27 protein-coding genes are annotated in these 25303 nt (G+C 63.3%); 4 read left to right on the forward strand and 23 right to left on the reverse strand.

Going from position 1 to position 25303, the window contains the following annotated elements:
* Positions 1–7 precede the first annotated feature (7 nt).
* Genes PSCI_RS11340 through PSCI_RS11435 form a run of 20 tightly spaced genes read right to left on the reverse strand, consistent with a single transcriptional unit; the run spans position 8 to position 18017 of the window.
* Positions 8–1234 carry a beta-ketoacyl-ACP synthase gene (locus PSCI_RS11340; protein WP_045486551.1) on the reverse strand — a complete coding sequence of 409 codons (1227 nt, stop codon included), beginning with the start codon at positions 1232–1234 and terminating at the stop codon, positions 8–10.
* Positions 1234–1962 (reverse strand): 3-oxoacyl-ACP reductase FabG, encoded by a 729-nt coding sequence (gene fabG / locus PSCI_RS11345; protein ID WP_045486554.1) that lies wholly within the window; start codon positions 1960–1962, stop codon positions 1234–1236. The genes PSCI_RS11340 and fabG overlap by 1 nt, the downstream gene beginning before the upstream one ends.
* Positions 1955–2413, reverse strand: coding sequence for an ApeP family dehydratase (locus PSCI_RS11350; protein WP_045486557.1), 459 nt, complete (start codon positions 2411–2413; stop codon positions 1955–1957). The genes fabG and PSCI_RS11350 overlap by 8 nt, the downstream gene beginning before the upstream one ends.
* Positions 2410–3603: a beta-ketoacyl-[acyl-carrier-protein] synthase family protein gene (locus PSCI_RS11355; protein WP_045486560.1), complete on the reverse strand. Its 1194-nt coding sequence runs from the start codon at positions 3601–3603 to the stop codon at positions 2410–2412. The genes PSCI_RS11350 and PSCI_RS11355 overlap by 4 nt, the downstream gene beginning before the upstream one ends.
* Positions 3600–4094 carry a hypothetical protein gene (locus PSCI_RS11360; protein ID WP_045486563.1) on the reverse strand — a complete coding sequence of 165 codons (495 nt, stop codon included), beginning with the start codon at positions 4092–4094 and terminating at the stop codon, positions 3600–3602. The genes PSCI_RS11355 and PSCI_RS11360 overlap by 4 nt, the downstream gene beginning before the upstream one ends.
* Positions 4091–4825 carry a class I SAM-dependent methyltransferase gene (locus PSCI_RS11365; protein ID WP_045486566.1) on the reverse strand — a complete coding sequence of 245 codons (735 nt, stop codon included), beginning with the start codon at positions 4823–4825 and terminating at the stop codon, positions 4091–4093. Before PSCI_RS11365 ends, PSCI_RS11360 begins: the two co-directional genes overlap by 4 nt.
* On the reverse strand, positions 4822–6069 hold the full coding sequence (locus PSCI_RS11370; protein WP_045486569.1) for an NAD(P)/FAD-dependent oxidoreductase: 1248 nt from the start codon (positions 6067–6069) through the stop codon (positions 4822–4824). Before PSCI_RS11370 ends, PSCI_RS11365 begins: the two co-directional genes overlap by 4 nt.
* Positions 6056–7228, reverse strand: a complete 1173-nt coding sequence (locus PSCI_RS11375) for a hypothetical protein (RefSeq protein WP_045486571.1) — start codon at positions 7226–7228, stop codon at positions 6056–6058. The genes PSCI_RS11370 and PSCI_RS11375 overlap by 14 nt, the downstream gene beginning before the upstream one ends.
* The gene (locus tag PSCI_RS11380) at positions 7222–9561 is read right to left on the reverse strand and encodes an MMPL family transporter (protein ID WP_045494143.1); all 2340 of its coding nucleotides are present in this window, start codon (positions 9559–9561) and stop codon (positions 7222–7224) included. Before PSCI_RS11380 ends, PSCI_RS11375 begins: the two co-directional genes overlap by 7 nt.
* Entirely contained in the window at positions 9545–10138 is a 594-nt protein-coding gene (locus PSCI_RS11385; RefSeq protein ID WP_045486575.1) for a LolA family protein, read from the reverse strand. The genes PSCI_RS11380 and PSCI_RS11385 overlap by 17 nt, the downstream gene beginning before the upstream one ends.
* Entirely contained in the window at positions 10135–10575 is a 441-nt protein-coding gene (locus tag PSCI_RS11390; protein ID WP_045486578.1) for an acyl-CoA thioesterase, read from the reverse strand. The genes PSCI_RS11385 and PSCI_RS11390 overlap by 4 nt, the downstream gene beginning before the upstream one ends.
* Complete coding sequence (locus tag PSCI_RS11395) at positions 10565–12112, reverse strand: HAL/PAL/TAL family ammonia-lyase (RefSeq protein WP_045486581.1); 1548 nt, start codon at positions 12110–12112, stop codon at positions 10565–10567. The genes PSCI_RS11390 and PSCI_RS11395 overlap by 11 nt, the downstream gene beginning before the upstream one ends.
* Entirely contained in the window at positions 12093–13034 is a 942-nt protein-coding gene (locus PSCI_RS11400; RefSeq protein ID WP_045486583.1) for an LpxL/LpxP family acyltransferase, read from the reverse strand. The genes PSCI_RS11395 and PSCI_RS11400 overlap by 20 nt, the downstream gene beginning before the upstream one ends.
* Positions 13031–13765, reverse strand: coding sequence for a glycosyltransferase family 2 protein (locus tag PSCI_RS11405; protein WP_045486586.1), 735 nt, complete (start codon positions 13763–13765; stop codon positions 13031–13033). The genes PSCI_RS11400 and PSCI_RS11405 overlap by 4 nt, the downstream gene beginning before the upstream one ends.
* Positions 13758–15458: an AMP-binding protein gene (locus PSCI_RS11410; RefSeq protein ID WP_045494145.1), complete on the reverse strand. Its 1701-nt coding sequence runs from the start codon at positions 15456–15458 to the stop codon at positions 13758–13760. The genes PSCI_RS11405 and PSCI_RS11410 overlap by 8 nt, the downstream gene beginning before the upstream one ends.
* A gap of 10 nt (positions 15459–15468) precedes the next feature.
* A complete protein-coding gene (locus tag PSCI_RS11415) occupies positions 15469–16014 on the reverse strand; it encodes a membrane protein (protein ID WP_045486590.1) in 546 nt (181 codons plus the stop codon).
* On the reverse strand, positions 16011–16265 hold the full coding sequence (locus PSCI_RS11420; RefSeq protein WP_045486593.1) for an acyl carrier protein: 255 nt from the start codon (positions 16263–16265) through the stop codon (positions 16011–16013). The genes PSCI_RS11415 and PSCI_RS11420 overlap by 4 nt, the downstream gene beginning before the upstream one ends.
* Before the next feature lie 9 nt (positions 16266–16274).
* A complete protein-coding gene (locus PSCI_RS11425; protein ID WP_045486595.1) occupies positions 16275–16535 on the reverse strand; it encodes a phosphopantetheine-binding protein in 261 nt (86 codons plus the stop codon).
* Entirely contained in the window at positions 16516–17322 is an 807-nt protein-coding gene (locus tag PSCI_RS11430; protein WP_045486597.1) for a lysophospholipid acyltransferase family protein, read from the reverse strand. The genes PSCI_RS11425 and PSCI_RS11430 overlap by 20 nt, the downstream gene beginning before the upstream one ends.
* Entirely contained in the window at positions 17298–18017 is a 720-nt protein-coding gene (locus tag PSCI_RS11435; protein ID WP_045486601.1) for a beta-ketoacyl synthase chain length factor, read from the reverse strand. Before PSCI_RS11435 ends, PSCI_RS11430 begins: the two co-directional genes overlap by 25 nt.
* Before the next feature lie 501 nt (positions 18018–18518).
* Between PSCI_RS11435 and PSCI_RS11440 the strand changes: the two genes are divergently transcribed.
* A complete protein-coding gene (locus PSCI_RS11440; RefSeq protein ID WP_045486604.1) occupies positions 18519–19298 on the forward strand; it encodes a ParA family protein in 780 nt (259 codons plus the stop codon).
* A gap of 14 nt (positions 19299–19312) precedes the next feature.
* On the opposite strand, the gene PSCI_RS11445 is transcribed toward PSCI_RS11440, so the two are convergent.
* The 3 genes from PSCI_RS11445 to PSCI_RS11455 all read right to left on the reverse strand — a co-directional run bounded on the left by PSCI_RS11445 (position 19313) and on the right by PSCI_RS11455 (position 22226).
* Positions 19313–19714 (reverse strand): PAAR domain-containing protein, encoded by a 402-nt coding sequence (locus tag PSCI_RS11445; protein WP_045486607.1) that lies wholly within the window; start codon positions 19712–19714, stop codon positions 19313–19315.
* Positions 19715–20054: 340 nt separating this feature from the next.
* Positions 20055–21518, reverse strand: a complete 1464-nt coding sequence (gene selO, locus PSCI_RS11450) for a protein adenylyltransferase SelO (RefSeq protein ID WP_045486609.1) — start codon at positions 21516–21518, stop codon at positions 20055–20057.
* A 42-nt stretch (positions 21519–21560) separates the two neighbouring features.
* On the reverse strand, positions 21561–22226 hold the full coding sequence (locus tag PSCI_RS11455) for a GntR family transcriptional regulator (RefSeq protein ID WP_084709937.1): 666 nt from the start codon (positions 22224–22226) through the stop codon (positions 21561–21563).
* A gap of 254 nt (positions 22227–22480) precedes the next feature.
* On the opposite strand from PSCI_RS11455, the gene PSCI_RS11460 reads away from it, so the two are divergent.
* Genes PSCI_RS11460 through PSCI_RS11470 form a run of 3 tightly spaced genes read left to right on the forward strand, consistent with a single transcriptional unit; the run spans position 22481 to position 25297 of the window.
* Positions 22481–23713 (forward strand): NRAMP family divalent metal transporter, encoded by a 1233-nt coding sequence (locus PSCI_RS11460; protein ID WP_045486615.1) that lies wholly within the window; start codon positions 22481–22483, stop codon positions 23711–23713.
* Positions 23714–23732: 19 nt separating this feature from the next.
* Complete coding sequence (locus PSCI_RS11465) at positions 23733–24506, forward strand: LamB/YcsF family protein (RefSeq protein WP_045486619.1); 774 nt, start codon at positions 23733–23735, stop codon at positions 24504–24506.
* Positions 24503–25297 carry a putative hydro-lyase gene (locus PSCI_RS11470; RefSeq protein WP_045486621.1) on the forward strand — a complete coding sequence of 265 codons (795 nt, stop codon included), beginning with the start codon at positions 24503–24505 and terminating at the stop codon, positions 25295–25297. Before PSCI_RS11465 ends, PSCI_RS11470 begins: the two co-directional genes overlap by 4 nt.
* Positions 25298–25303: the final 6 nt, after the last annotated feature.

Consider the following 25303-nt stretch of genomic DNA (forward strand, 5'->3'; position numbering starts at 1 on the left):
ACGAGTTTCAAGCCCAGCGACGGAAAATCAACGAGGTGTTGACCCCGCCGAAGGCGAAATTGTTATTCATCACATACTCGTGGCTCATCACCCGGGGTTCACCTTTGAGGTAATCGAGTTCGCCACACTGCGGATCGACTGCATCCAGGTTCAGGGTATGGATGTAGCGGTCACGCTTGAGCATTTCGATGCTGAACCACGACTCAAGTGCCCCACAGGCGCCCAATGTGTGGCCGAGAAAGCTTTTCTGTGAACTGATGGGCATTCTGGCGCCGAACAGTTCGCTGGTGGCCAGGGTTTCGGCGATATCGCCCTGTTCGGTGGCGGTGCCGTGGCCATTGACGTAACCGATGGCCGCCGTTGGCAGGCCGGCATCTTCCAGCGCCAGTTCCATGGCCCGGCGCATGGTCACTTGTTCGGGGCGGGTGCTGTGGGCACCGTCGGCATTACTGCCGAAGCCGACGATCTCGGCATGAATCCGGGCCCCGCGCGCCAGGGCATGTTCCAGTTCTTCAAGCACCAGCATGCCAGCGCCTTCACCGATGACCAGGCCGTCGCGACCACTGTCGTAGGGCCGTGGGCTGGTGTGCGGTGCATCGTTCTTCAGGCTGGTGGCATACAGGGCGTCAAACACCATCGCCTCGGTCGGGCAGAGCTCTTCGCCACCGCCGGCCAGCATCATCGGCAAGCGGCCGAACTTGATCGCCTCATAGGCGTAGCCGATGCCCTGGCTGCCACTGGTGCAGGCGCTGGAGGTTGGAATCAGACGCCCGGTAAGGCCGAAGAAGATGCTGATATTCGCCGCTGTGGTGTGCGGCATCATGCGCACATAGGAATTGGCGTTCAGGCCATCGGCTACCGAGTTGAGCAGCATGTTGCCGAACGCTTTGATCTCTTCGGTACTGCCGGTGGAAGAGCCGCAGGCGGTGCCCATGCGCCCGTCACGAATGATCGGGTCGTTGAGCAACCCGGCATCGCTCAGGGCTTGCTCGGACGCGGCGACCACCAGCCGCGAGACCCGACCCATGCTGCGCAACTGCTTGCGCGTCCAGTGTGCAGGCACTTCGAAGTTATCCACAGGCCCGGCCAGCCGGGTATTCAGCTCGCTGAAACGGTCCCACTCGTCCATCCGCCGGATGCCGCTGCGGTTGGCGCTGAAGTTGGCTTCGATGCTGTCCCAGTCGCTGCCCAGAGAAGTGATGCCAGACATGCCGGTGACGACCACGCGTTTCATCAGCACAGGCCTCCGTTGACGGCCAGAACCTGGCGGGTGATGTAAGCCGCTTCGGCAGACATCAGGAAATTCACCGCGCCGGCGACTTCTTCCGGAGTGCCCATGCGCTGTGCGGGGATCATTTTCAGCAGTTCTTCGACGGGCACGTTGTCATCCAGCATTGCCGTGTCGATCAGGCCCGGGGCCACGCAGTTGACGGTGATCTTGCGCTTGGCCAGTTCGATGGCCAGCGCCTTGGCGGCGCCGATCAGTCCGGCTTTGGAGGCACTGTAGTTGACCTGGCCACGGTTGCCGATCAGCCCGGACACCGAGGTGATGCAGACAATCCGGCCGGCGGCGCGGCGGCGGATCATCGGCATGCTCAGCGGGTGCAGCACGTTGTAGAAGCCGTCCAGGTTGGTGCGCAGCACCTGGTCCCAGTCGTCATCGCCCAAGGCCGGGAAGGCGCCGTCGCGGGTCAGCCCGGCGTTGAGTACCACGCCGTAATAAGCGCCATGGGTTTCCACGTCCTGCTCAAGCAGGGTCTTGCAGGCGGCTCGGTCGGACACATCGAACTGCAGCACCCGCGCCTGACGGCCCAAGGCGTGAATTTCAGCCTGGACCGCGTCGGCCTCGGCCCGGCCGCTACGGCAATGCAGCACCAGGTCGTAACCAGACCTTGCCAGGCGCAGGGCGATGGCCCGGCCGATGCCGCGGCTTGAACCGGTGACCAGAATCGTGTCAGTCATTAACGGCTCCTTCGGCCAGATAGTCGGCAGCGTTGGGTGGGCAATAGACATTGAGGCGGGCAAACACTTCGATGTCCGGGCCGCTCAAGGTGCATTCGAACACACCCATGCCACTGTCGTCCTGCAATGAACGCCGGGCGTGGATGGTCAGTTCGCTACCATGGGGGAAGTGTTCGACGTTGCATTCGTACTTGCGGGTGCCGAGCAGAAAACCCAGTTGCACCGGCTCGCCGCGCAAGCGCGCCTGGCAGCCGGCAAACGCCGCCACGCTCTGGGCCATCAGTTCGATGCCGATCCATGCCGGCAGGCTGCCGTCAGGGCGGTTGAAGGGGCCATCGGGGCGAACCGTCAGGCGGGTCTGGATGGTTTCGTCGTCGAAGGCCAGCACCTGATCGATAAGAATCATGTCAGCAGCGTGCGGCACCAGTTCGGCGATCGGCCAGTCGATCATGGCGCGTCTCCGATAATCAGGCTGATGTTATTGCCCCCGAAGGCAAACGAGTTGCTCATCAGGTAGCGCGGTGTTGCACGACTCAGGCGCGAGTTGGCGGTGGTCCAGTGCAGCACTGGCAGTTGCGGGTCGGCCTGGCCGTCCCAGACATGCGGCGGTAGCGCGGAATCGGTATTGTCCTGGGCCAGGCTCAGCCAGCAGAACGCCGCTTCCAGGGCGCCGGCCGCACCGAGCGTGTGGCCGCTCAAGGGTTTGGTCGACGAGCAGGGTACGCCATCGGGAAACAGCGTCTGCACCGCCAGGCTCTCCATCGCGTCGTTGTGCTGGGTGGCGGTGCCATGCAGGTTCAGGTAGCTGATTTGCCCGGCCTGCAGGCCTGCCTTGTCCAGCGCGCGTTGCATCGACTCGCGGGCGCCGCGACCGCTTGGCTCGGGGGCCGAGATATGGTGGGCATCGCTGCTGGCGCCGGCACCGAGCAAGGCAATGCTGTGGCTCTGGCTGGCCTGGCGGGTCATTAGAAACAGCACCGCAGCTTCGCCTATGTTGATGCCGTCGCGGTTGCGCGAGAACGGATTGCAGCGCTGCGCAGAAACCGCTTCAAGGGCGTGGAAGCCGTTGAGGGTCAGCTTGCACAGGCTGTCGACCCCGCCGCACAGCACCGCGTCGCACAGCCCCATGTCCAGCGCGCGGCGAGCGCTGAGCAAGGCCCGGGCACTGGAGGTGCAGGCGGTGGAAATCACGTAGGCAGGACCGCTGAGGCCGAGCCACTCGGCGAGAAAACTGGCCGGTGCACCCAGTTCTTGCTGGCGGTAGTCGTAATGTTCAGGAAAGCTCTTGTCGCGCAGCCAACTGCCCATGCTGCGGCTGGCCTCGTCGATGCCTGAGGTGCTGGTGCCGAGGATCACCCCAACCCGGCCTGCCCCGTAGCGGGCGATGGCGGCGCGTATCGGGTCTTCGATCTGTTGGGCGGCCGCCAGCAGCAACTGATTGTTGCGGCTGTGGGCGCTGAGCTGCTCGGGAATCACCGGCAGGTCGAGGTCGACGCTGCCCACCGGCAGGCTGTGGCCGGGGATCCAGCCCGACTCGCAGACCATCCCGGCGCTGTCGCCGGCAAACAGCTTGCGTGCCACGTCCTGGCGGTTGTTGCCCAGTGCGCAGACCAGGCCCAGCTCGTTGAGGTAGGCGGTCATGGTGTGGTCCCGTTACTGAGTGGGCTGATATTGAAGTGCACGGGCTGGTCGCGCGCAGGCGCCAGCGTCAGGCTGAACACCTCAGGCGAGCGGAATTCGACCTGCCAGCGCGAATCCAGGCGGCGCAGTGTGCCTTGCTGCCGGGCACTTGGGTAGCGTGCCGGCAGCTCATGCTCCGGGGTCATGGCGAACAGTAAAGCGGCGAACAATTCGCGGGCTTCGGGATTGGGCGGCAACAGGCCGTCAGCCTGCCATTGACCGTCGATCAGGCGCTGGCGGGCCTGGGGAATACCCAGCGGGTCCATCATCGACCAGCGCAGGCCGCCGCTCTCTTGCTGGATGATCAGCAACCAGTCCTGGCTTTGCCCGGCCTGGACGCGCTGCACATGCAGTTGCCGGGGCAGTTGCAGGTCCGGGGTGCCGACCGGCAATGGTGCCTGACTGGCGCAGCCGCCGAGCAGCAACAGGGTCAGCAGCAAAATACGGATCATTGCGCGGCATCCGGCAGAGGCTTGCGTACCACGGCATTGACCAGGGTTTCTTCACGCTGGCCAAACGGCTTGGGTTTACACAGCTTCAAACGCTCCAGCAGGCCAAAGTCCTTGGCGCGACTCCACCACAAGTACGGGTAGGAGACATTGCCCGCGCTGAACTCGAAGCCCTGGTCACGCAGCATGTCGAGGTACTGGGCGGCGCTTTTCTGCACATGCATCGGGTGGCGGAACAGCCAGCGGATTACCCAGGTGTCGATATACGCCTCGGTGGACTCGGCAAACAGCAGATAGCCACCGGGCTTGAGCACCCGGTAGAACTCGGCCAGTGCTTGCTCCTGCTCGACCAGATGGTGAAAGGTCTGGTGGCAGAACAGCAAATCGACACTGGCATCGGGCAACTGCAACACCGCGCAGTCGCTGCCGATCAACTCGACCTCCAGACCCAGGCGGGCTGCTTCCTGGCGGCTCAGTTCCAGGCTGTGCGGGTCAGCGTCCAGGCCGATGATCCGCGCCGGCTGGAAGGTTTGCTGCAAATAACGGAATGACTTGCCCTGGCCGCAACCGGCGTCGAGCAACACAGCATCCGTGGGCAGCGGCGTGTCGAACAGCCCGCGCAGGTCATTGATTGCTACGCGCAACACATGGTGCTGCCAGGTGTGGCTGCGCAGAAACCAGAAGCCGAAACGGGTTTCTTCGACGTAACTGTCGCTCAGGAACCGGCTGTTCATGACGCCTCACCTGCGCAAATCTCGGTAAGCATGCGCAGCCGCCGTTTGGGTTCGCTGACAAACGGATTGCGCAGGTCCCAGGCGTAGCCGGCGAGAATCGAGCTGATCATCGCGCGGATTTCCGGTTGCGAGTCTTTGAAGAAAATCACGTCCTGGAAGCTGCCGTCGTACCAGCCTTCGACGTAGGCGCGGAAGGTATCCACCCCACGCTTGAGCGGTATGGCGAAGTCGTTTTCCCAGTCGACCTGCTCGCCACGCAACTGCTGATCGAGCAGGTTGGCGGCCATGCTCGCGGAACGCATGGCAATGGTTACGCCCGAAGAAAACACCGGGTCGAGGAACTCGGCGGCATTGCCCAGCAAGGCAAACCCCGGCCCGTGCAGGGTCTTGACGTTGGCTGCATAGCCGCCGATGGTCCGCGCCGGGGTATCCCATACAGCGTCTTTGAGGGTATTGCGCAGGCTCGGGGTTTCATCGATGAAGGCGCGCAGGCAGGCATCGAGGTCTTCGGGTTTGTCTTTGAAGCGCTCGGCGCTGGCCACCACGCCCTGGGAGCAGCGGCCGTTGCTGAACGGGATGGTCCAGAACCACACGTCGCGGTGCTCGGGGTGGACGCTGACCAGAATCTTGTTGCGGTCGAAGGGCGGGCTCTGGATATGGTCCTCGACATGGGTGAACACCGCACGGCGCAGGGGGAAGTCCGACGGCGCCTCCAGGTCCAGCAGGCGCGGCAGCACCCGCCCGTAACCGCTGGCATCGAGGACGAAACCGGCCTGCAGCGCGTACTGGCTGCCATCCTCGCGGCGCACTTGCAGCACCGGTTGGGCGGCGTTGAAGTCGGCGCTGACGATTTCTTGCAGATAGCGGATTTCCACACCCTGCAGAGCCGCCTGGTCGGCCAGCAACTGGTCGAAGTCGGCGCGTTGCACCTGGAAGGTGCTCGGTTTGCCCTGGCTGAAACCCTCGCCAAAATCGAACGCCGAGTACTGATCGCCACAGGCAAATGCGGCGCCGTTCTTGAACTGAAAACCTGCGGCCTGCACGGCGTCGAGCATGCCGGCTTCTTCGACGAAATCCAGGCAGTGCGACAGCAGGCTCTCGCCGATGGAGAACCGCGGAAATGCCTGGCGCTCGATGATCAGTACGTCGTGGCCCTTGCGTTTGAGCAGGGCGGCGGCAATCGCGCCGGCCGGGCCTGCACCGATGACCACGACCGTGCGGCTTTGCATATCAGTGATTGGCACAGCGATTCCTTACCGGTTTGTCGGTGGCAGTGGCGAATGAAAGGTTCTTGCGGCCCAGGCCCGCCAAGGCGGGCATCAGCGTGGCCAGCAGGCTCATCAGCATCAGCGCCAGGTACAACGCCTGACTGATCAGTTGCTGTTGCAGCAGCATGTTGAGAAACACGATCTCGCTCAGGCCACGAATATTCAGCAGCACGCATTCGCGCCAGCGGCTGGCGCCGGGGTACGAAGGCGGTGCCCAGCGCAGCCCCAGCCAGTTGCCGAGCAGCTTGGCGACAATCGGCACCCCAATCAGCGCCGTCAGTTGCAGGCCGTCCAGTTCGCCCATGGCGCTATGCACATTGATCTGTACCAGACCGAAGGTCAGCAGCAACGGCACGGCCAGGTAATTTTGCAGCAGGGCCAGCACAGCGGGTTTGATCGGCAGGACCCAGGCTTGCTTGAGGCGGCTCATGCACATCAGGTAACCGATGCCGAAAATCAGCGCGTTGAGTTTGTAGTGCTCGGCCAGTACCAGCAGAGCGAAAAAGCCCAGGCTGTAGACCAGCGGCTGGCGAATGCCCAGCAGGCGCAGCAGCAGGGGTGTGCAAGCCATCAGCAGCGGCAGCAACAGGCTGCTCAGGTGCAGGCTGCCTTGGGCCAGGGCGAACAGGCTCCAGCAGGCCAGGTCGATGAGAATCGCGGCCTGCACCAGCCGGCGGGTGGCAGCTGGCGGGTAGTTGATGTGGTTCAGGTACAGGTACAACACCGGAATGGCGGTAATGGCGAACACCAGCCCCACCGCAAGATCGCTGATCCAACGCTGCTCGGGCAGCAGCCACACTGCGCAGGCTACCCCACAGATGAACGGCACTACAAAGCTCGGCAGCGCCACCTTGAGGCTTTGCCGGTCCAGCGCGACGTCGACCACATCACTGAGGATATGCCCCAGCACCAGGGCGAAGGCCAGGCCATAGAGGGTCTTGAGCCATACCGGTTCGATCAGTTGGGCGCCGCTCAGTTGCCAGTGCGGCTCGACCCACAACAACATCAACAGCGGCAGGCCGAAGGTTGCCAGCAACAGCTGACTGACGATCGGTATCAGTCCCAGCCGCTTGCCCAGCCAGGTCGCGCCGGCAAACGCCAGCAGGGCCATGAGCCAGAACAGCAGAATCAGCATGATTGCAGCTCCTGATGATCGGGGGCATGGCGGGGGCTTGCCCACGGCGCGAGCAGAAAACTGAAGACCAGCCCAAGGCTCACCGACAGCCCGAAGTTGCTGATCGCCGGGGTCTGCGACAGCGCCAGCAGGCCGAACGACAACCAGGTGGTGATGGCCGCCAGCAAGGTGCCGAGCAGACTGACCGCCGCCCCACCGACCTGCTCACGCATGAGAATCGCGTAATCGACGCTGATCGCGGTGACCAGCAGCAGGCCGAACAGGCTAAACAGGGTCAGCGGCTGACCCAGCCAGCCGAGGCTTGCCAGGCTGCACAAGGCGGCCAGCAGTGGCAGGGTCACGATGCGTACTGCGCCGCCGAAACCGAAGGGGGCGATCAACAGGGCAATGATCAGGATGCACGACAGCAGTTTGAGTTCGGCGGCGCTGATCTGGGTCTGGGCGAACACCGCATTGAGTGCTCCCAGGCGGTCAACCAGGTGCACGCCTGGCAGCCCTTCGGCCTGAGCCTGCAACAGGGCCGGGTTGCCCAGCCCTTGCAGGCTGACGATAGCCGCCACGCCCTCGTTGTTACGGCCCAGCCAGAGTGGCCGCCAGGCTTCGCTCAGCGGCCCGGCCAGAGCCTGGTCGATGGGCTGGACGGGCAGTGCCTGGAGTTCAGCCAGTTCGGCCTGCAGGGTTTCGCTGGATACCCCGAGCGCCAGCAGCGCTTGCCAGTGCTGCGCCAGTTGCGGTAAGGCGGCATGCAGCGCCTTTTGGTCGTCTGGTGAGGCCAGCAATTGGTTGATCGCCATGTAACCGCGCAGTTTGCCGCTGCCGATCAACGCGTCGAGGCGTTGGGTCAGGGCGTTCTGGCGCTCCAGCAATTGCTGCTCGTCGCGGCCGCGAATCAGGAAGAACTGGCTGGTCGGCTGATAACCGGTAATCCGCGCAATGCTTTGCGCTTCGTCGGTCAGCGCCTGGGGGGCGGAAACCCATTGGCGAATGTCGTTGCGGGTGGTCAGTTGCCACAGGCCCGCGGCGCAGAACGCCAACAGCGCAACCAGCAACAGCGGTGTGTTGACCCGGCGCAGCAAGGCGCTGCGTATATCCAGCAGGCGTTGCGCCAGCGTCAGCGGCCACTGCGCCGGGCGCAGCTCAGTTTTGGCCAGCAGCGCCGGCAGCAGGCACACCGCCGCCAGGTAAGCGCCGATCAGGCCAGCGGCGGAAAACGCAGCGATCTGAGTCAAGGCAGGAAAGGGTGTCCAGGCCAGCGCCAGATAGCCGATACAGCTGGTGATCAGGCTCAGGGTCAGTCCCGGCAGGGTCAGGCGCAAGGCCGGCCAGGCACGCCAGGGCTTGAGGCTCCAGCTCTTGGACAGGTAGTGCAGCGGATAATCGACGGCGACGCCGATCAGGCTCGAACCCAGTACCAGGGTCATGACGTGCATCTTGCCGAACAGCAGTACGCAGGCGACGCTGCCGAACAGCATGCCGACCAGCACCGGGACGAACGCCAGCAGCACGCGCCAGCGGCGAAAAGCCAATAGCAGTAACAGCAGGATGCCTGCCGTGGCGCCACCGCCGACCCAGCTGATTTCCTGTTTGGCTTGTTGCTGACCCGCCGCGGCATACAGTAGCCCGCTGGCCGCCAGTAACTGCCCGCCGGCCTGGGCGGCCTGTTCACGGGCCAGGCTCAACAGGCCGGCGACCTGCCCCGGCAACTGCATGTCAAACGCATCGCCTGGGGTGCGTACCCGCAGCAACACCCATTGCTTGCCGTCGGCCTGGGCCAGCAGCGCACCGCTGGCCAGGTCCGGTTCGACGCTGCCGGTGCGCGGCAGGTTGCTCTGGATGCGTCCGGTCAGGCCCAGCCAGTCGTCCTGACTCGGTACCAGGCTGAAACCGGCAAAGGGGTCGAACAGGCTTTGCAGGCGTTGCTGGATGAACGCCTCGGGTTGTTCGATCAGCAGCGTGCGGTCCGCCGCCGGGAGCATGGCTAGCCGGCCGGCGAGCAATTGTTCGCGGATGGCCGGCAGGTCAGCCTGCAGGCTCCATTGGACCTTTTCGAACAGCCCGCTGGCCTGCCACTGCGCGGCCAGTTGCTTGGTCAGTTCAATGGCTTGCTGGCGCTCGGGGTGGCCGACCAGCACCAGCATTTCGCGATTCAGCGGCTCCTGCATGCGCTGCTCGGCGCGCAGCTCCAGCGGATCAGGACGTCCGCCCGGCACCAGTTCCATGAGGTTGGCCGATAGCGGCGCGCCATCACGCCACTGCCAGCCGGCCAGTGCCAGCACGCCGAGCAGGATCAGCAGGAACAGGCGCGGCAGGCGCCGCTCAGGATTTGAAATCAGCACGCTGGGTATCGCTCAGCGCCGGAACGCTATGGCTGTCGATCATTTTCAGCACCGTGCGGTCGCCCTGGGCTTCGAGCAGTTCGATCTGCCTGACCAGTTCGCCGCCGTCGATATTGATCTGGCGAAAGATCTGTTGCAGCAACAGTGAGCGTGGCAGCAGGGTCAGTTTCCAGTCCTGTGCATCACCGCTGAGTTGCAGTTCGAAATCACGCTGCAATCCGCTGCTGTCACCTTGCAGCACCGCCAGGAACAGACGGTTGTGCTCGGCGCCGGCACTCTTGTTCGGCAGCATCTGCCAGCCCTGCGCCTCGCGGCGGGCGATACCGTTGGCGGTGATGCGGTAATCCTGCTTGAGCGGTGTTTCGAGCAGCCACAGCAGGCCGAAGTCACGGGCCAGGACAAAACGCCCGGTGCTGGTCAGCGGCTGGGGCAGGGCGCGCAGGTGTTTTTCCTGGATAAACCGCCCCTCGATGGCCGCAGGCCGGGACAACTGCTCGCTCAGTTGTTGCAGGTCGAAGGCCCAGGTCTGTGCAGCCAGGCACATCAGCATCAGTGTGGCGAATAGACGTTTCATACCCGGCCCTCGTTTGCCAGCGCCTTTTGTACGGCGTCGGTGAAAGCCTTGGGCGAGGCCAACTGCATCTCGCGGCTGTCGACGGCTACCGCAACCTGTACGGTGCTGGCGCGGGTCATGCGCTCACCGGTGCTGGCATCGCTGATCAGGTAGTTGATCTTCAGGCGGTTTTCCCATTCCACCAGGCTGGCGCGCACGATCAGTTTCTGGCCGAACACCGCGCCGCGCATGTAGCGCAATTGCATATCAATGACCGGCCAGCCGTAGCCGGATTCGAGCATCCTGGTGTAGTTGTGGCCGATATGATCGAGCAACGCACAGCGCGCCACTTCGAGGTATTTGACGTAGTGGCCGTGCCAGACGATGTTCATCATGTCGACATCGAAAAACGGCACCACCACTTCAGTGTCGACGTCGATCAGTCCTTTACTGCGCATGCAGCCTCCAGTGGCGCTCGCTGATGCGTTGCAGGCACAGGCGCAATTCGCCTTCCAGACCCCGGTCGTCGATGACCGGCGGGAATTCTTCGCCAAGCTGCGCATGCATGCTGGCCAGCGCTGCCGGCAGCGGCCTGGCGTCGGCTTCGCGGCTGCGCAGCCACAGGCCCTGATTGGCCGCCAGCAGGGTCGCTGCTGCGACCTGCTCGGTGAGTTCCAATACCCGGATGGCATCACGTGCAGCAATGGTGCCCATGCTCACCTTGTCCTGGTTATGGCACTCGGTGGAGCGCGAGAACACGCTGGCCGGCAGGGTGTTTTTCAGCGCTTCGGCAGTCCAGGCACTGGCGCCGATCTGCACGGCCTTGAAGCCGTGGTTGATCATCGCCCGTTCGGCACTGGCGCCGGACAGGTTGCTCGGCAGGCCGTGGTTGTAACGCACGTCGACCAGCAGGGCCAGTTGCCGGTCGAGCAGGTCGGCGACGTTGGCCACCAGGTTTTTCAGGCTGTCCATGGCAAAGGCGATATGGCCACCGTAGAAGTGCCCGCCGTGCAGCACCCGCTCGTGGTCGCCGTCGATGATCGGGTTGTCGTTGGCGCTGTTGAGTTCGGTCTCGATGAACGAGCGCAACCAGCCCAGGCTGTCGGCCAACACGCCAAGCACATGCGGCGCGCAGCGCAGCGAGTAACGGTCTTGCAGGCGGTGCAGCGGCGCGGTGGGGGCGTCGATGGCCAGGTCCTGACGCAGCCAGGCCGCGACCTGGGTCTGGCCTGGGTGCGGCTTGGCTGCAAACAGGCGCTCGTCGAAGTGTTCCGGGTTGCCTTGCAGGGCGATGACGTTCATTGCGGTGATGCGCGTGGCCAGTTGCAGCAGGTAGTCAGCCCGGGCAAACGCCTGGCAGGCCAGGCCGGTCATCACCGCGGTGCCATTCATCAACGCCAGGGCTTCCTTGGGGCGCAGCACCAGCGGCTCCCAGCCCAGTTCGCGATGCACCTCAAGCGCCGGGCGACGCTGGCCGCGGAACATCACCTCGCGCTCGCCGGACAGCGTGGCGGCCACATAAGACAACGGGGTCAGGTCGCCGCTGGCGCCCACCGAGCCTTCTTCCGGGATCAGCGGCAGCACGTCATGTTCGATAAACGCCTGCAAGCGCTCCAGCAACTCGATACGCACCCCGGACATGCCGTGGCACAGCGACTGCAAGCGCGCAGCGAGCACGGCGCGGGTGGCGCGTTCGTCCAGCAGCTTGCCCAGCCCGCAGCCGTGGAAGGTATACAAATGCCGGGGCAGGGCTTCGACGTGCTGCAGGGGCACAGCCACCACGCAAGAGTCGCCATAACCGGTGGTCACGCCGTAGATCACGCCTTCCTTGTCCAGCAACGAGTCGAGGAACTGCGCCCCGCGAGTGATGCGCGCCCGGTACTGGGCATCGGCTTGCAGCACGGTCGGCGCCTGACGGTTGGCGACGGCCACTACCTGTTCGATGCTCAGCGCCAGGGCGCCGAAGGTCACGGGGTCATGAGCTGGATGATTCATCGGACTTCCAGAAAGGATAGAAATTGAACCACTGCTGCGGGGCTTGCAGGCAGTAGTGGGCCAGCCGTTCGGCGTAGCGGGCAGCCCAGTGGGCAATGACTTGAGCACGGTCGCTGCGCCGCCACTGGACCGATTCGGTGAACGGCTCCAGGACCACGCGATAGCCCTGGGCGTCCTTGAGGCAGAAAAACAGGTTCACCGGGCACTTGAGCAGCCCGGCCAGCAGCCAGGGGCCTTGCGGGAAGGCCGCCGGCTTGCCGAGAAAATCAGCCTGCACGGTGCGCCCGCCATGCAACGGCACGCGGTCGCCCGCAATGGCCAGCCATTCGCCGTCGTCCAGGCGCTGGCTCAGTTGCAGCATGATGGCCGGGTCCAGTTCACTGACCTGGACCAGTCGCAGATTGGTCGCCCCGGCTTCGCCCAACAGGCGATTGAAGCGTTCGGCGTGCTTGGTGTGCACCAGCACGTTCATGGTGACCTTTTCGCCCAGTTCGGCCAGGGCGCGGCACACTTCAAGGTTACCCAGGTGGGCACCGACCAGCATCTGGCCGCGCTGACCACGCAGTTGATTGCGCAGCAGGGCGGGGTCGTCGATGCGGATCTGTTCGATGCCCAGCTTGCCGTTCCACACATCGAGCTTGTCGAGCAAGGCTTCGGCAAAGGCCATGAACTGGCGGAACACCCGCCACTGGCTGGGGCGCAGTTCAGGCTTGGCGCTCCAGTCGGCAAGGTTTTGCTGGAACTCGGCGATGGCGTGCCGGGCGCTGCGGCCAAAAATGAAGAAGTACAGCACAATGCCGTACAGCACCGGGCTGAGCAGGCGCCGGCCAAGTATCCGTACCGCCCAGGCGGTGAGCTTCATCAGCGCGAAGCTGCCGCGCTCTTCGCGGTCGGCCCAGTGTCGTTTCGGTTGCTGGCTCATGGCCGCACCTTGCGCCATAGCAACACCGGCGCCCGCACTAACATGCCGAAGAACAGCTTGGTGTGCATCTTGGAAATCAGTGCGTTGTCGTGAAAAAGGCGAAAGTGCGACAAGCCATCCTCGGGATAATGCACCTTGGTCGGCAGCCAGTGCATCGGCTGGTGGCGCCATGCCAGACGGACCAGAATCTCGGTGTCGAAATCCATGCGCCGGCCCAGTCGCACCGTATCGATCAGGCGCAGCACCGGCCCCAGCGGGTAGACCCGAAAGCCGCACATCGAATCGCGGATCTGCAGCGACAGGGTGTTGATCCACACCCACACATGGGTCAGGTAGCGGGCATACAAGCGGCCTTTGGGCACGCTCTGGTCATATTGTGGATAACCGCAGATCAGCGCCTTGGGGTGTTGCCGGGACAGTTCCAGAAAACGTCCGATGTCGCTCAGGTCATGCTGGCCATCGGCGTCGACCTGCAAGGCGTGGCTGTAGCCACGTTGCGCCGCCTCCTGAAAGCCGGCCATCACGGCGCCGCCCTTGCCCTGGTTGGTCTGCAGACGAATCAGGTGCACGCCGTCTTCCCTGGCCAGTGCTTGCAGGACCTGAGCGCAGGCCTGACTGCTGGCGTCATCGACCAGCACGCATGGCAGGCCGGCAGCGCGCAGGGCCTTGACCACGTTGGGCACTGCCAGCTCGTGGTTGAACACTGGTATCACCGCACAGGGCTTATGCATGAGCGGTTTCCGTGGCGCTGTCTTGCAGCACGATCCGGCCGCTGGAGCAGGGCGCCTGATGCTGGTTGTGGTAGGCGAAATGCAGCTTGCTACGGGCTGCGTCGAAGCGCAGGGTCAGGGTCAAACGGTCGCCGGGGCGCACCAGTTGCTGGAACTTGAGCACTTCCATACCGGCAAAGCGCGGCGGCAGCTCAAGCAGGCGCTGGCCGAACTCCAGTGCCCAGTCGACCTGGGTCACGCCAGGCAGGACCGGCGTACGTGGGAAATGGCCGGTAAAGCAGGCCAGATCCGGTGGCACCTGCAACTCGATCTGCAGGCCGTCGTCCTGGACCTTGTGCTCCAGCACCTCGGGGGCCTTGCCCCGCGGTGCGGCCAGCAGGGTTTCGACCAGTGCCTGAGGCAGTTTGCCCTGGTCGCTCAGCGGCAACTGACGCAGCAGCCGCCAGCGCCGCGGCAAGGCCAGCGCCTCACAATGATTAGTCAGGTGGTTGCGCAAGGTCTCGGTCAGGGCGCGGCGGCCCAGATTACGCAAGGCATGCAAGCCACTTTCGCTGAGCACCACCAGGGCGCCCAGATAGGCACGGTTCTCACGGACTACGCCGAGCCGCGCTTCGCTGATCCAGGCATGATTGACCAGTGCCTGTTCCAGCGACGGCAGCGAGATGCGTTTCTCTTCCAGTTTGACGATGCGGTCCAGACGGCCCAGCAGTTCGAAGCGGCCATCGGCCTCAAAGCGAGCGGCATCGGCGGTCTGTTCGACATGACCCGGGGCGAGGTAAGGCGAGCAGACTTGCAACGCGCCCTCAGCGTCCTGGGTCAACTGCACACCGGCAAACGCCTGCCAGAGCGTTTCGCCCTGGCGCCAGGCAATACCGCCGGTTTCTGAGCTGCCGAAAATCTCGCACGGCCACTGGCCCAGACGCTGTTGCAGGCTGAGCGCGGCGTCTGCGGGCAGCGCGCCACCGGATGAGAACACCCGGCGTACCTTGCTCAGCGCTGGCCAGTCGAGGTTGTCCCCCATGCGCTTGAGCAGCGCCGGGCTGGCGACCCAGGCGAAGGCCGGATAGTCCAGGCTGGCGCGTTGCAGGTCTTCCGGGAACGGCAACTGCCGCCGAACCCATTGACGCCCGGCGCACAGCGGCCAAAGCACCCGGAACAGCAGACCATAGATGTGTTGCGCGGCGACACTGCCGATCATGCAGGCGTTACCCAGTTCAGCGCCCCACAGTTGCTCCAGGCCCCGGACTTCGTTGTCCAGTTGGCGCAGCCGTTTGTCGATGCGCTTGGGCTCGCCGCTGGAGCCGGAAGTGCACAGGCTCAGGCTGCACTGGTCCAGGTCGAGCCGTGCGGCAGGCAAGGGTTCGGCGTCGTACAGCTGGCCCAGGCGGGTATCGCCCGGCTGTTCGCTGAGCCACAGGTCGACTTGAGTGTTCCAGCGTTCGCGGGTCTCGGCCTGCAGGTCGGCGGGCAGCAGCACACTGACCCCGGCGCGCCAGGCGGCCAACAGGGCGATGGCCAGTTCGCCTGCGTCTTCCAGGTGGATGGCCAGATGGCGGATGCCACGGGCTTGCAGGCCGGCAGCGGCGCACAGGGCTTGGCGGCGTAGCTGGCCGAGGGTCAGGTCAGGGTCCTGGCACAGCAGGCGGTCCGGCGACTCATCGAGCAGCAGGTGTTCAAGATTTAACCAGTTCATGGCATTCATTTCAGGCGCCGCCTCTGACTCGGCGACGAACAATCCATTCGCCTGCGAACAGCAGGCCCATCAGTCCGTAAGAAAGCAGTCCGGTCCATAGCGCCCACCAGTGCAACGGTGCCCAAAGGGTCAGGACCGTGGCGGTCAGGCCGTTGAACAGAAAAAAACCGCACCATACCCACGTCACCTGCCGCGTATAGCGAATGGCGACCTCGGGTAAATCCGGGTCGCTCAACCGTGCCAGGCGTTCAACGACCGGCGGTCCCTGAATCAGGCTGGCGCCAAACAGGCAAAGCATGAAGCCGCTGATCAGCACCGGATACCAGCGCAGCAGCACCGGGCTGTCGAGCAGCGCGAGCAACGCACAGAAGCTCAGCGCGACCACGGCCATCGCCAGGCTGGCGGTGCGTCGCTCGCCGGTCAGTACCCTGGCCAGCCAAAGGCCACCGAGCAGCAACGCGAACTGCCAGGGCGCGAAGTGCTCTATGCCGAAGTACACGACAAACGGATAGAGCACACCGATCAGCACCAGCAGCAGGCCGATCAGCCGCTTCATGCGGCAGAGTTGACCAGCCGGTACACCGCGTCGACCACGTCATTGACCGTGCGTACCGACTTGAATTCCTCGGCGGCGATCTTTTTCCCGGTCTTGCGTTTGATGTGGTCGATCAGGTCCACGGCATCAATGCTGTCGATTTCCAGGTCCTGATACAGGTTGGCTTCCAGCGTCACGCGCTCGGGCTCGATTTCGAACAGCTCGACCATTGCGCTGCGCAGGGTCTCGAAAATATCGTCACGGGTTTGCATGCTCAGTCCTCAGGCCGATTGTCTGGCGCTGACGAAGGCCGCGAGGCTGTCTACGCTGGTGAAATGCGAGCGGGTGTCCTTGGCTTCGGCGTCGATCTTGATGCCGTAGCGCTTCTGGATGGCCAGACCCAGTTCCAGGGCATCGACCGAATCCAGGCCCAGGCCTTCGCCGAACAGGGTCTGGTCGTTGCCGATGTCGTGGGTGCTGATGTCTTCAAGGCCCAGGGCGTCGATGATCAGTTGCTTGATGTCACGGTGCAGATCGCTCATCTGAGGCGAGCTCCTTGATGAAATAGTCATGCAGGTAGTCGTTGAGCTTGCGCGACGCCAACGGCGGCGGGCCCATCTCGGTAAAACGCTGCGGATCGATATCGGTCCCCACCCGCAGGCTGAAGTGCACGCGGCGTTGCGGGATGCGGTACCAGGGTTCGGCTTTGGTCAGGGTCGTGGGGCTGACCTTGATGGTGACCGGGGTAATCAGCCGGGCGCCGCGCAAGGCAATGGCGGCGGCGCCCCGGTGAAACGCTGGCGGTTGGCCCGGCGTGGTGCGGGTGCCTTCAGGGAAGATGACCAGCGATTGCCCTGATTGCAGGCTGTTGACCGCCAGATCAAGCATGTCGATGCTGCCGTCGTTGCTGATGTAGCCCGCACGGCGCACCGGCCCACGGGTACAGGGGTTGTCCCAGAGGCCGCGCTTGACCACGCAGTTGGCATCACGCACCAGGCCGATCAGGAATACCACGTCGATCAACGAGGGGTGGTTGGCGATAATCATCTGGCCGGGGCGCCCCAGGTTTTCGGCACCCTGTACGTCGTAGGTCAGCACGCCCATGCGCGCCATGACGCGAATGAAGCGCCAGAACAGCAGACTAATGGTCTGTCTGGCGCGGCGCTGGTGGCTGGCCTTGTCGCCCGGCAGGCAGGCCAGCAACGGGAAAATCAGCACGCGCAGGCACAACCCGCCAATCCCGAACAGGGCGAAGCTGATAGCCGTGGCAGACAGCCGCCACCAGTAGGCGTCGCGGCCTTTGTTCAATGATTGTGTTGCCAGTTCCATAAGCGGTTTTTCCATGGATGGCGACAAGCGGGTTGGTTAGTGTGCAACATGCGCAACAGGTTCAATGCATGGGGCCAGTCAGGTTGCGGCGTACCTTGATCATTGCTGTGCAGGGACAACTGCCAGTCCTGGCCCGGGGTCAGCAGCAAGCCGACCGCGTAGGGAAAAGGCACGTCGTCGACCCACTGGGCATAGGCCTGCGGCGGTTGTTCTTCAGTGACCACCAGCAGCACCGCAGGCGCACCTTCGGCCAGCAGCGTCGCAGCTTCGAAAACGCCGTGCTCAAGGCCGTCGCCCGCCGCAGCCAGGGCGGTCATCTCGCAGGTAGAGCCACGCATGATCGACCACAGGCCGATCACCGCGTTATGCACTGACAGGCTGAACTGGGTAGGTGACAAGGGCTCGCCGGCCGCCAGGTCGCGCAGGATATCGAACGTGCGTGGGGTTTCTCCGTGGCGAGAAACAAACACCAGAGGCAGTTGCTCATGGCCCTCGGCCAGCGGCCAGGCGACGGAAAAGGCCATCCTTGCCATGCGGCCCAGGCGTCGGCGCTGCATGGCAGGCAGGAACGATACGTCCGGGACTTCGTCGTTATCGGGCAGCAGGACCGGCTCGCGGCTCCAGTGTTGCCAGTCTTCGACGCTGGTCAGGCCAGGTGCCCAGGCACGCCATTGTGCGATGTTGAAGGTGATCAAAGGTTTTTTCTTCCCGCCCCTGCGGGCTTACTGCTTACGTCTCGATGATTTCGGGGTACGGCTAAAAGCGTAAGTGAGGCCGTCAGTGCAAGGCCAAAACAGGCAAGAAGCGGTCGGAGTCGCGCTCGACTCTACAGGGTGTAAATGAGCGCTCCGCGGCTGTTTTGACGCAGCGCTGACAACGCCGGTCGTTTTTAGACGTGCCCTCCGGGACGACACCGGCCCTGGCATGGCAGCTGACCGAGTGCGCGCATTATCCAGATGGGGGTTCGTCGTAGCAAATTTGTTACACATTATCTGTGTACCCTTTCTCTGTTTCCGACTAACGACAGTGGTAATGGTGTTTTCTGTCATCTGGGCGTCATCTTGTCGTCATATGGTTGTCAGATTCAGTGGGTTCTGGCCGTCCCGACCGGGATTCACGGGGATTGCCTGGACTCATCCACAGTCACGGGCCACACTGGCCTGTTTCCAGCTTTTACCAATCAGGGAGGTCGAAACATGCGTCGCGTGGTGTTCAATCAGAAGGGGGGCGTGGGTAAATCCAGCATCGCCTGCAACCTGGCTGCGGTGAGCGCCCATCAGGGGTATCGGACGCTTCTGATCGATCTTGATGCTCAGGCGAACTCGACTCATTACCTCACTGGCCTGACCGGCGACGACATTCCCATGGGGATCGCCGAGTTCTTCAAGCAGACCCTGGCTTCCGGGCCCTTTGCCCGCAAGAACCAGGTCGATATCTATGAAACGCCCTACGACAATCTGCACGTGGTGACCGCCACCGCTGAACTGGCCGAGCTGCAACCCAAGCTTGAGGCCAAGCACAAGATCAACAAGCTGCGCAAATTGCTCGACAGCCTCGATGAAGACTACGAGCGGATCTACATCGATACCCCGCCGGCGCTGAACTTCTATGCGGTCTCGGCGCTGATCGCAGCTGACAAGGTGCTGATCCCGTTTGACTGCGACAGCTTCTCCCGCCAGGCGCTGTACGGGCTGATCAAGGAACTTGAAGAGCTCAAGGAAGACCATAACGAGGATCTGGAGTTTGAGGGGATCATCGTCAACCAGTTCCAGCCGCGGGCCAGCCTGCCGCAGCAGATGCTCGACGAACTGATTGGTGAGGGGTTGCCGGTATTGCCGGTGTACCTCAATGCCTCGGTGAAGATGCGCGAGTCGCATCAGGTCGCCCAGCCGCTGGTGCACATGGACCCGCGCCACAAGCTGACCCAGCAGTTTGTCGAACTGCATGACTACCTGGAGAACAATGCCCAGGCTTGAGCGACGGGCCGGCTTCATCGGGCGTTGAGGTTGCGCAGTACCTGGTGGGTGAAGGTGCCTTGCTTGATTTCCAGGGTCATCCGTTCGGCATTGGCCCGGGCGGTTTCGGCCATGTCATCGGGGATGGTGATGCTCGCCTCCATATCGGCCCGGTGCTGTTGCTGTGAGGCCTTGAGCCGGTTCTTGCCGGCCCGGCAACCGCAGCGCACCAATTGGCCGTGGGTCGCCACGGCGACCTGCCCGTCGACCCAGGTCGGGTTGCCCTCGGCGATGTAACCTACCGCTTTGCACGCCGGACACCACACCGGGTCACCCATGCGAGCGATACGGTATACATCAATGGCTTCGCTGGCCGAAGCGGCCAGCACGAAACCGCCGCTGGTGGTGAGATCACCTTCCCTGACTACAAATGACATGGCACTGCTTCCTTACGCTGGGAGTGGGAAGCAGATGCTAGGGGGAAATCACCTGCGGCGGAGCGTGGCCAAGCGTTTAGAGACGGTTCCTACAGCAAAATCAGCAAAAGCGCTTGGCGCTCTTCTCGCAGGCTTTAGCCGCGAAGGCTTACCGGCTGCCAATACTGTTCACCTAAGCACTGTATGCCCCCGGTAGGAGCAGCCGGCCGGCGTGCCGGTTGCTCGCGAAAACGGCGGCACATTCCCAGCAGATGCTGTGACTTTCCTGGCCCTTTCGCGACCAAGGTCGCTCCCACAGAGAGCTGTGGTGCTTAACAGAACAGTATTGCGGCTAACGCCGCTATGAAGAACAGCTGATCTCCAGATGCTTGCCCCAATCCGGTGGTCGCTTGGCATATTCGGCCATGCCGGGCTGTTCATTGAACGGGTCGCTCAACACCCGGTGTAAACGCCGCACTTCTTCGTAGTCGCCGTGCTCGGCGGCGCTGATCGCATTTTGCGCCAGGTAATTGCGCAACACGTACAGCGGGTTGACCGCGTGCATGCGTTCGCGGCGTTGTGCCTGGCTGGCGTCGTCCTGGCGGGCGATACGGGCCAGCAGGCGTTCGCCCCAGGCATCGAAACCCTTGAGGTCAATGAAGTCATCGCGCAGGGTACGCAGCGCGTCAGCGGCTGGCGCGTCGCCCAGGCGGCGGAAAAACAGGTGGTAGTCGACGCCGCCGGTTTGCATCAGTTGCAGCAGTTGGGCAATCAGTTCGGCGTCGTCGTCCTCGGCGCTGGTCAGGCCCAGGCGGCGGCGCATCAGGTCCAGGTAGTGCGCCTGGTACAACGGCAGGAACAGGCCGATGGTCTCGCGCAGCGCTTCAACGCTGATGAACGGCGTCAGCGCCTGGGCCAGCGCACTGAGGTTCCATTGGGCGATGGGCACCTGGTTGCTGAAGGAGTAGCGGCCTTCGTGGTCGGAATGGTTGCAGATGAAATTCTGGTCGAAGTCATCGAGAAAGGCGTATGGCCCGAAGTCGAAGGTGATGCCCAGGATTGACATGTTGTCGGTGTTCATCACCCCATGACAGAAGCCGTAGGCCTGCCACTTGGCGATCAGTTCGGCATTGCGCTCGACGATTTCGCGGAACATCGCCAGCCAGGGCTCGGGTTGGTGCAGGCAATGCGGGTAATGCTGGGCCAGCACGTATTCGCCGAGCTCTTTGAGCTGTTCAGGCTGCTTGGTGTAGTACAGGTATTCGAAGCTGCCAAAGCGCACATGGCTTTGCGCCAGGCGCAGGACCATGGCAGCGCTTTCCTTGCGCTCGCGCCATACCGGGGTGCTGGAGCCAATCACGCAGGCGGCACGGCTGCTGGGGATGCCCAGAGCGTGCAGTGCTTCGCTGGCCAGAAACTCGCGGATCGATGAGCGCAGCACCGCGCGGCCATCGCCCATCCGCGAGAACGGTGTCTGCCCGGCGCCCTTGAGGTGCAGGTCCCAATGCTCTCCAGCGTCATTACGCACTTCCCCCAGCAGCAGGCCGCGGCCATCGCCCAGGCGTGGGGTGTAACCGCCGAACTGATGCCCGGAGTAGACCATCGCCCGCGGGTCGGCCTCAGCCCATAGTTTGTGGCCGCTGAACACCTCGCAAAACAGCGGCGTATGGGCCTGGGCCGGGTCGAGGTCCAGCAGTGCCAGGGCCGCGTCGCTGGCGACGACCAAGCGCGGTTCATCAATCGGCTCGGGTAACACCGAAGTGGAAAACGCATCGCCCAGGCGGGCGAAGCGGTTGTCGAAGTCGAGTTCGTCGAGGGCTTTCACAGGCTGTCGCCTCCAGCGAAGGGTGGGGGAGTCAGCGCTACCCTAGCGGGTCATGCTGCGCTCGTAGGCTGCCAGTACGGTGCGTTCAGACTGCACCAGATAGGCTTCGAGCATCCGCGTGGCCTCTTCGGCCTGGCCTGCTTCGAGACGTTCGAGAATCGCGGCATTCATATCGACATACGGGAAGTGCAGAAATTCGGGGTTTTTCAACAGGCCGAAAGCCAGCCGCAGCTCGGCTGAAATCTGCCCGTAGAAGGTCACCAGACGCGGGCTGTCGGCCATTTCGACGATGGCCCGGTGAAACATCATGTTGGCCGTACCGACCGCCGTCCAGTCCTTGGCCTCACGGGCGCGCATGCCGGCTTCGACCGCCTCGCGCATGTGCCGGGCACCGGGGTGCTGTGGGTAACCCTGGGCGATGGCCTTGCATTCAATGAAACGACGCACCCGGTAGATGTCGATGATCGAGGCCATGTCGGGCACCGCGACGGTCACGCCACGATTGGGCTCGTGCTTGAGCAGGCCCTCTTGAGTCAGCACCCGGAACGCTTCGCGCAGGGTGTTGCGCGAAATCTGCAGGCTCTCGGCCAGCGCGGCTTCCGACAGGCGCTGGCCGGGGACCAGTTCGCCTTCGACCAGCATTCTGCGCATTTCCTGGGTGATGGATTCTCCAAGCGTCCGTGGCTGTGGAGGTGAGGCGTGGTTCATAAGGGATCCAGAATAGAAAAAGCTGCGCTGATATTCCCTGAGAGCTCAGGCACTGGCAAGGAGCAAGGCCACAACGTGCTTCATTAAGTAGCATTGCTGAGTTGAAGGGTAACAATCTGGTGCATTTGATATGGCTATCCACTAAGGATTGTTCAACAAAGAATCGCGTCTATATCTACATTGTTGGCCGTTTGTCTGGTCATTGGCATGCTCATTGCTCAGGGAAAAACAACTCCCACCGTAGGAATGCTGCCGTGACACAGACCGCTAGTGAGTTTTCCAAAGCGCGCCGCTCATCACTGATCGCCGCGATGTTCATGATGGCAACCTCTGCCATCGGCCCGGGTTTCCTGACCCAGACCGCCACCTTTACCGCGACCCTCGGGGCCGCATTCGCGTTCGGCATCCTGGCCTCGATCCTCATCGACTTCGTGGTCCAACTGAACGTCTGGCGGATCGTTACCCTGACCCGCATGCGCGCTTCTGACCTGGCCAACGCTGCGATTCCCGGCAGTGGCTATGTGCTGGCGGTGCTGGTGATTTTCGGCGGGCTGGTGTTCAGCCTGGGCAACATGGCCGGTGCCGGCCTGGGCCTGAACGCCATGACCGGCATTGACCCCATCTGGGGTGGTGCGGGCAGTGCGCTGCTGGCCATTGCGATCTTCTCGTCGCATCGCGCCGGGGTGGCGATGGACCGAATCATGATCGTGCTGGGCGTGCTGAAGATTTCCCTGATCCTGTTTGCGGCATTTGCTTCCCATCCGCCGCTGGGTGAGGCTTTGCGCCAGTCGGTATGGCCTGACTTCATCGACTTTGCCTCAATCACCACCATTGTGGGCGGCACTGTGGGTGGCTACATCACCTATGCCGGTGCGCACCGTCTGCTCGACCGTGGCACCGTGGGTGTGGAAAACATCGACGCGGTCTCCAAGGCTGCCCTGAGCGGCATCCTGGTGACCGGTATTGCCCGCTACGTGCTGTTCCTGGCGATTCTGGGTGTCGTGGCCAGTGGCGTGGTCATCGACGTGTCCGGCAAGGGCGCCAACCCGGCAGGCCAGGCCTTCGGTGCCGCCGCAGGTCAGGTCGGCATGATGATGTTCGGTCTGGTGCTGTGGGCTGCCGGTATCAGCAGCATGATCGGTGCCTCTTACACCTCGATGTCGTTCATCACCGTATTTTCCAAGAAGATCACCGAGCGGGCCCGTAACCTGGCCACCGTCGGTTTCATCATCATCGCCCTGATCGCCTACATGATCCTGGGCAAGCCGCCGGCTGCATTGCTGGTGTTCGCCGGTGGTTTCAACGGTCTGATCCTGCCGCTGGGCCTGAGTATCTTCATGTATGTCGGCTGGCGCCGTTCCGACCTCATGGGTGGCTACCACTACCCACGCTGGTTGCTGGTGCTGGGTGTGCTGACCTGCCTGCTGTCGTGGTTCATGGCCTTCAAGTCGGCCCGGGCGATCTTTGCCTTCATCGGCGCGGCCTGATTCAAGCGGAGAACAGAAAATGCGAGCGATCGATCTCAACAGTGACCTGGGTGAAAGCTTCGGCGCCTGGAGCATGGGCGACGATGCTGCGATCCTTGAAGTGGTCAGCAGCGCCAACGTCGCCTGTGGTTTTCATGCCGGTGACCCGGCCGGCATTCTGCGGACCCTCAAGGCTGCGGCTGACAAGGGGGTGGCCATCGGTGCCCATGTGGCCTATCCCGACCTGGTCGGTTTCGGCCGGCGCAACATGGATGTGCCCTCGACCGAGCTGACCGCCGATGTGATCTACCAGATCGGCGCGCTGCAAGGGTTGGCGCGCAGTGTTGGCGCACAGGTGAGCTACGTGAAACCTCATGGCGCGCTGTACAACACCATTGCTCATGACCGGCGCCAGGCGTCGGCAGTCATCGATGCGCTGGTACGCCTCGATCCGGCGCTCAAGCTGGTGTGCCTGGCCAACTCGCCGCTGCTCGACTGGGCGCAGCAAGCAGGTCTGGCATGCGTGTCCGAGGCCTTTGCCGACCGCGCCTACACCGCCGAGGGTACGCTGGTGTCACGCGCCAAGCCTGGTGCCGTGCTGCATGATGCCGAACTGATTGCCCAGCGCATGCTGCGCCTGGTCAACGAAGGTGTCATCGAGGCCGAGGATGGCAGCACCATCGCCCTGCAGGCCGATTCGATCTGTGTTCACGGTGACAGTCACGATGCGCTGACCATCGCCCGTACGCTCAAAGACTGCCTGCAGCATGCGGGCGTGACCATTCGTGCATTCAGCCAAGGCCAATCATCATGAACGCATTGCAACAAGCCCGTCAGTCTGCCGTCGCCGCCCGTGCCCGCTACCGTGGCGGAGAGATTGCACCCACCGCAGGCCAGGCGCCGGGCCTGACCCAGGCCAACATGATCTCGCTGCCGCGTGAATGGGCTTATGATTTTCTGCTGTTCGCCCAACGCAACCCGCAGGCCTGCCCGATCCTCGACGTGACTGAGCCGGGCAGCTACAGCACCGTGCTGGCCGAGCAGGCTGACCTGCGTACCGACCTGCCGCTGTACCGGGTCTGGCGCGATGGCCGCCTGGTTCAGGAGTTGCCCGATGCCACCGAGTTGTGGGCACAGCACACCGACCTGGTGAGCTTCCTGATCGGTTGCAGTTTTACCTTCGAGACCGACCTGCTCGAAGCCGGTATCGACGTACGCCACATCAGCGAAGGCTGCAACGTGCCGATGTATCGTACCAACCGCCAGTGTCGGCCAGCCGGTCGCCTGCAAGGCGAAATGGTCGTGTCGATGCGCCCGATCCCGGCCAGCCGGGTGGCGGAAGCGGCGAAGATCACCGCTCGCTACCCTGCGGTACACGGCGCGCCGGTGCATGTGGGCGAGCCGGCCCTGCTGGGTATCGAAGACGTTTCACAACCGGATTTCGGCGATGCGGTGTCGATCCGGCCCGGTGAGATCCCGGTATTCTGGGCCTGTGGTGTGACGCCGCAAGCCGTGGTCATGGCATCTCGCGTACCCTTTGCCATTACCCACGCGCCAGGCCATATGTTTATCACCGATGTGCCTGACAGCCATTACCACGTATAGGAGAGG

It is taken from the genome of Pseudomonas sp. StFLB209, assembly GCF_000829415.1.
Taxonomy (GTDB): domain Bacteria; phylum Pseudomonadota; class Gammaproteobacteria; order Pseudomonadales; family Pseudomonadaceae; genus Aquipseudomonas.

What these genes read in the sequence shown, in the direction of transcription:
- PSCI_RS11365 (WP_045486566.1), bottom strand. Translation starts at nt 4,825, where the DNA reads ATGAACAGCCGGTTCCTGAGCGACAGTTACGTCGAAGAAACCCGTTTC.
- PSCI_RS11390 (WP_045486578.1), bottom strand. Translation starts at nt 10,575, where the DNA reads ATGCGCAGTAAAGGACTGATCGACGTCGACACTGAAGTGGTGGTGCCG.
- PSCI_RS11445 (WP_045486607.1), bottom strand. Translation starts at nt 19,714, where the DNA reads ATGTCATTTGTAGTCAGGGAAGGTGATCTCACCACCAGCGGCGGTTTC.
- PSCI_RS11465 (WP_045486619.1), top strand. Translation starts at nt 23,733, where the DNA reads ATGCGAGCGATCGATCTCAACAGTGACCTGGGTGAAAGCTTCGGCGCC.
- PSCI_RS11355 (WP_045486560.1), bottom strand. Translation starts at nt 3,603, where the DNA reads ATGACCGCCTACCTCAACGAGCTGGGCCTGGTCTGCGCACTGGGCAAC.
- PSCI_RS11470 (WP_045486621.1), top strand. Translation starts at nt 24,503, where the DNA reads ATGAACGCATTGCAACAAGCCCGTCAGTCTGCCGTCGCCGCCCGTGCC.
- PSCI_RS11430 (WP_045486597.1), bottom strand. Translation starts at nt 17,322, where the DNA reads ATGGAACTGGCAACACAATCATTGAACAAAGGCCGCGACGCCTACTGG.
- fabG (WP_045486554.1), bottom strand. Translation starts at nt 1,962, where the DNA reads ATGACTGACACGATTCTGGTCACCGGTTCAAGCCGCGGCATCGGCCGG.
- PSCI_RS11420 (WP_045486593.1), bottom strand. Translation starts at nt 16,265, where the DNA reads ATGCAAACCCGTGACGATATTTTCGAGACCCTGCGCAGCGCAATGGTC.
- PSCI_RS11340 (WP_045486551.1), bottom strand. Translation starts at nt 1,234, where the DNA reads ATGAAACGCGTGGTCGTCACCGGCATGTCTGGCATCACTTCTCTGGGC.
- PSCI_RS11350 (WP_045486557.1), bottom strand. Translation starts at nt 2,413, where the DNA reads ATGATCGACTGGCCGATCGCCGAACTGGTGCCGCACGCTGCTGACATG.
- PSCI_RS11375 (WP_045486571.1), bottom strand. Translation starts at nt 7,228, where the DNA reads ATGCTGATTCTGCTGTTCTGGCTCATGGCCCTGCTGGCGTTTGCCGGC.
- PSCI_RS11455 (WP_084709937.1), bottom strand. Translation starts at nt 22,226, where the DNA reads ATGAACCACGCCTCACCTCCACAGCCACGGACGCTTGGAGAATCCATC.
- PSCI_RS11405 (WP_045486586.1), bottom strand. Translation starts at nt 13,765, where the DNA reads ATGCATAAGCCCTGTGCGGTGATACCAGTGTTCAACCACGAGCTGGCA.
- PSCI_RS11395 (WP_045486581.1), bottom strand. Translation starts at nt 12,112, where the DNA reads ATGAATCATCCAGCTCATGACCCCGTGACCTTCGGCGCCCTGGCGCTG.
- PSCI_RS11410 (WP_045494145.1), bottom strand. Translation starts at nt 15,458, where the DNA reads ATGAACTGGTTAAATCTTGAACACCTGCTGCTCGATGAGTCGCCGGAC.
- PSCI_RS11425 (WP_045486595.1), bottom strand. Translation starts at nt 16,535, where the DNA reads ATGAGCGATCTGCACCGTGACATCAAGCAACTGATCATCGACGCCCTG.
- PSCI_RS11440 (WP_045486604.1), top strand. Translation starts at nt 18,519, where the DNA reads ATGCGTCGCGTGGTGTTCAATCAGAAGGGGGGCGTGGGTAAATCCAGC.
- PSCI_RS11415 (WP_045486590.1), bottom strand. Translation starts at nt 16,014, where the DNA reads ATGAAGCGGCTGATCGGCCTGCTGCTGGTGCTGATCGGTGTGCTCTAT.
- PSCI_RS11385 (WP_045486575.1), bottom strand. Translation starts at nt 10,138, where the DNA reads ATGAAACGTCTATTCGCCACACTGATGCTGATGTGCCTGGCTGCACAG.
- PSCI_RS11400 (WP_045486583.1), bottom strand. Translation starts at nt 13,034, where the DNA reads ATGAGCCAGCAACCGAAACGACACTGGGCCGACCGCGAAGAGCGCGGC.
- PSCI_RS11360 (WP_045486563.1), bottom strand. Translation starts at nt 4,094, where the DNA reads ATGATCCGTATTTTGCTGCTGACCCTGTTGCTGCTCGGCGGCTGCGCC.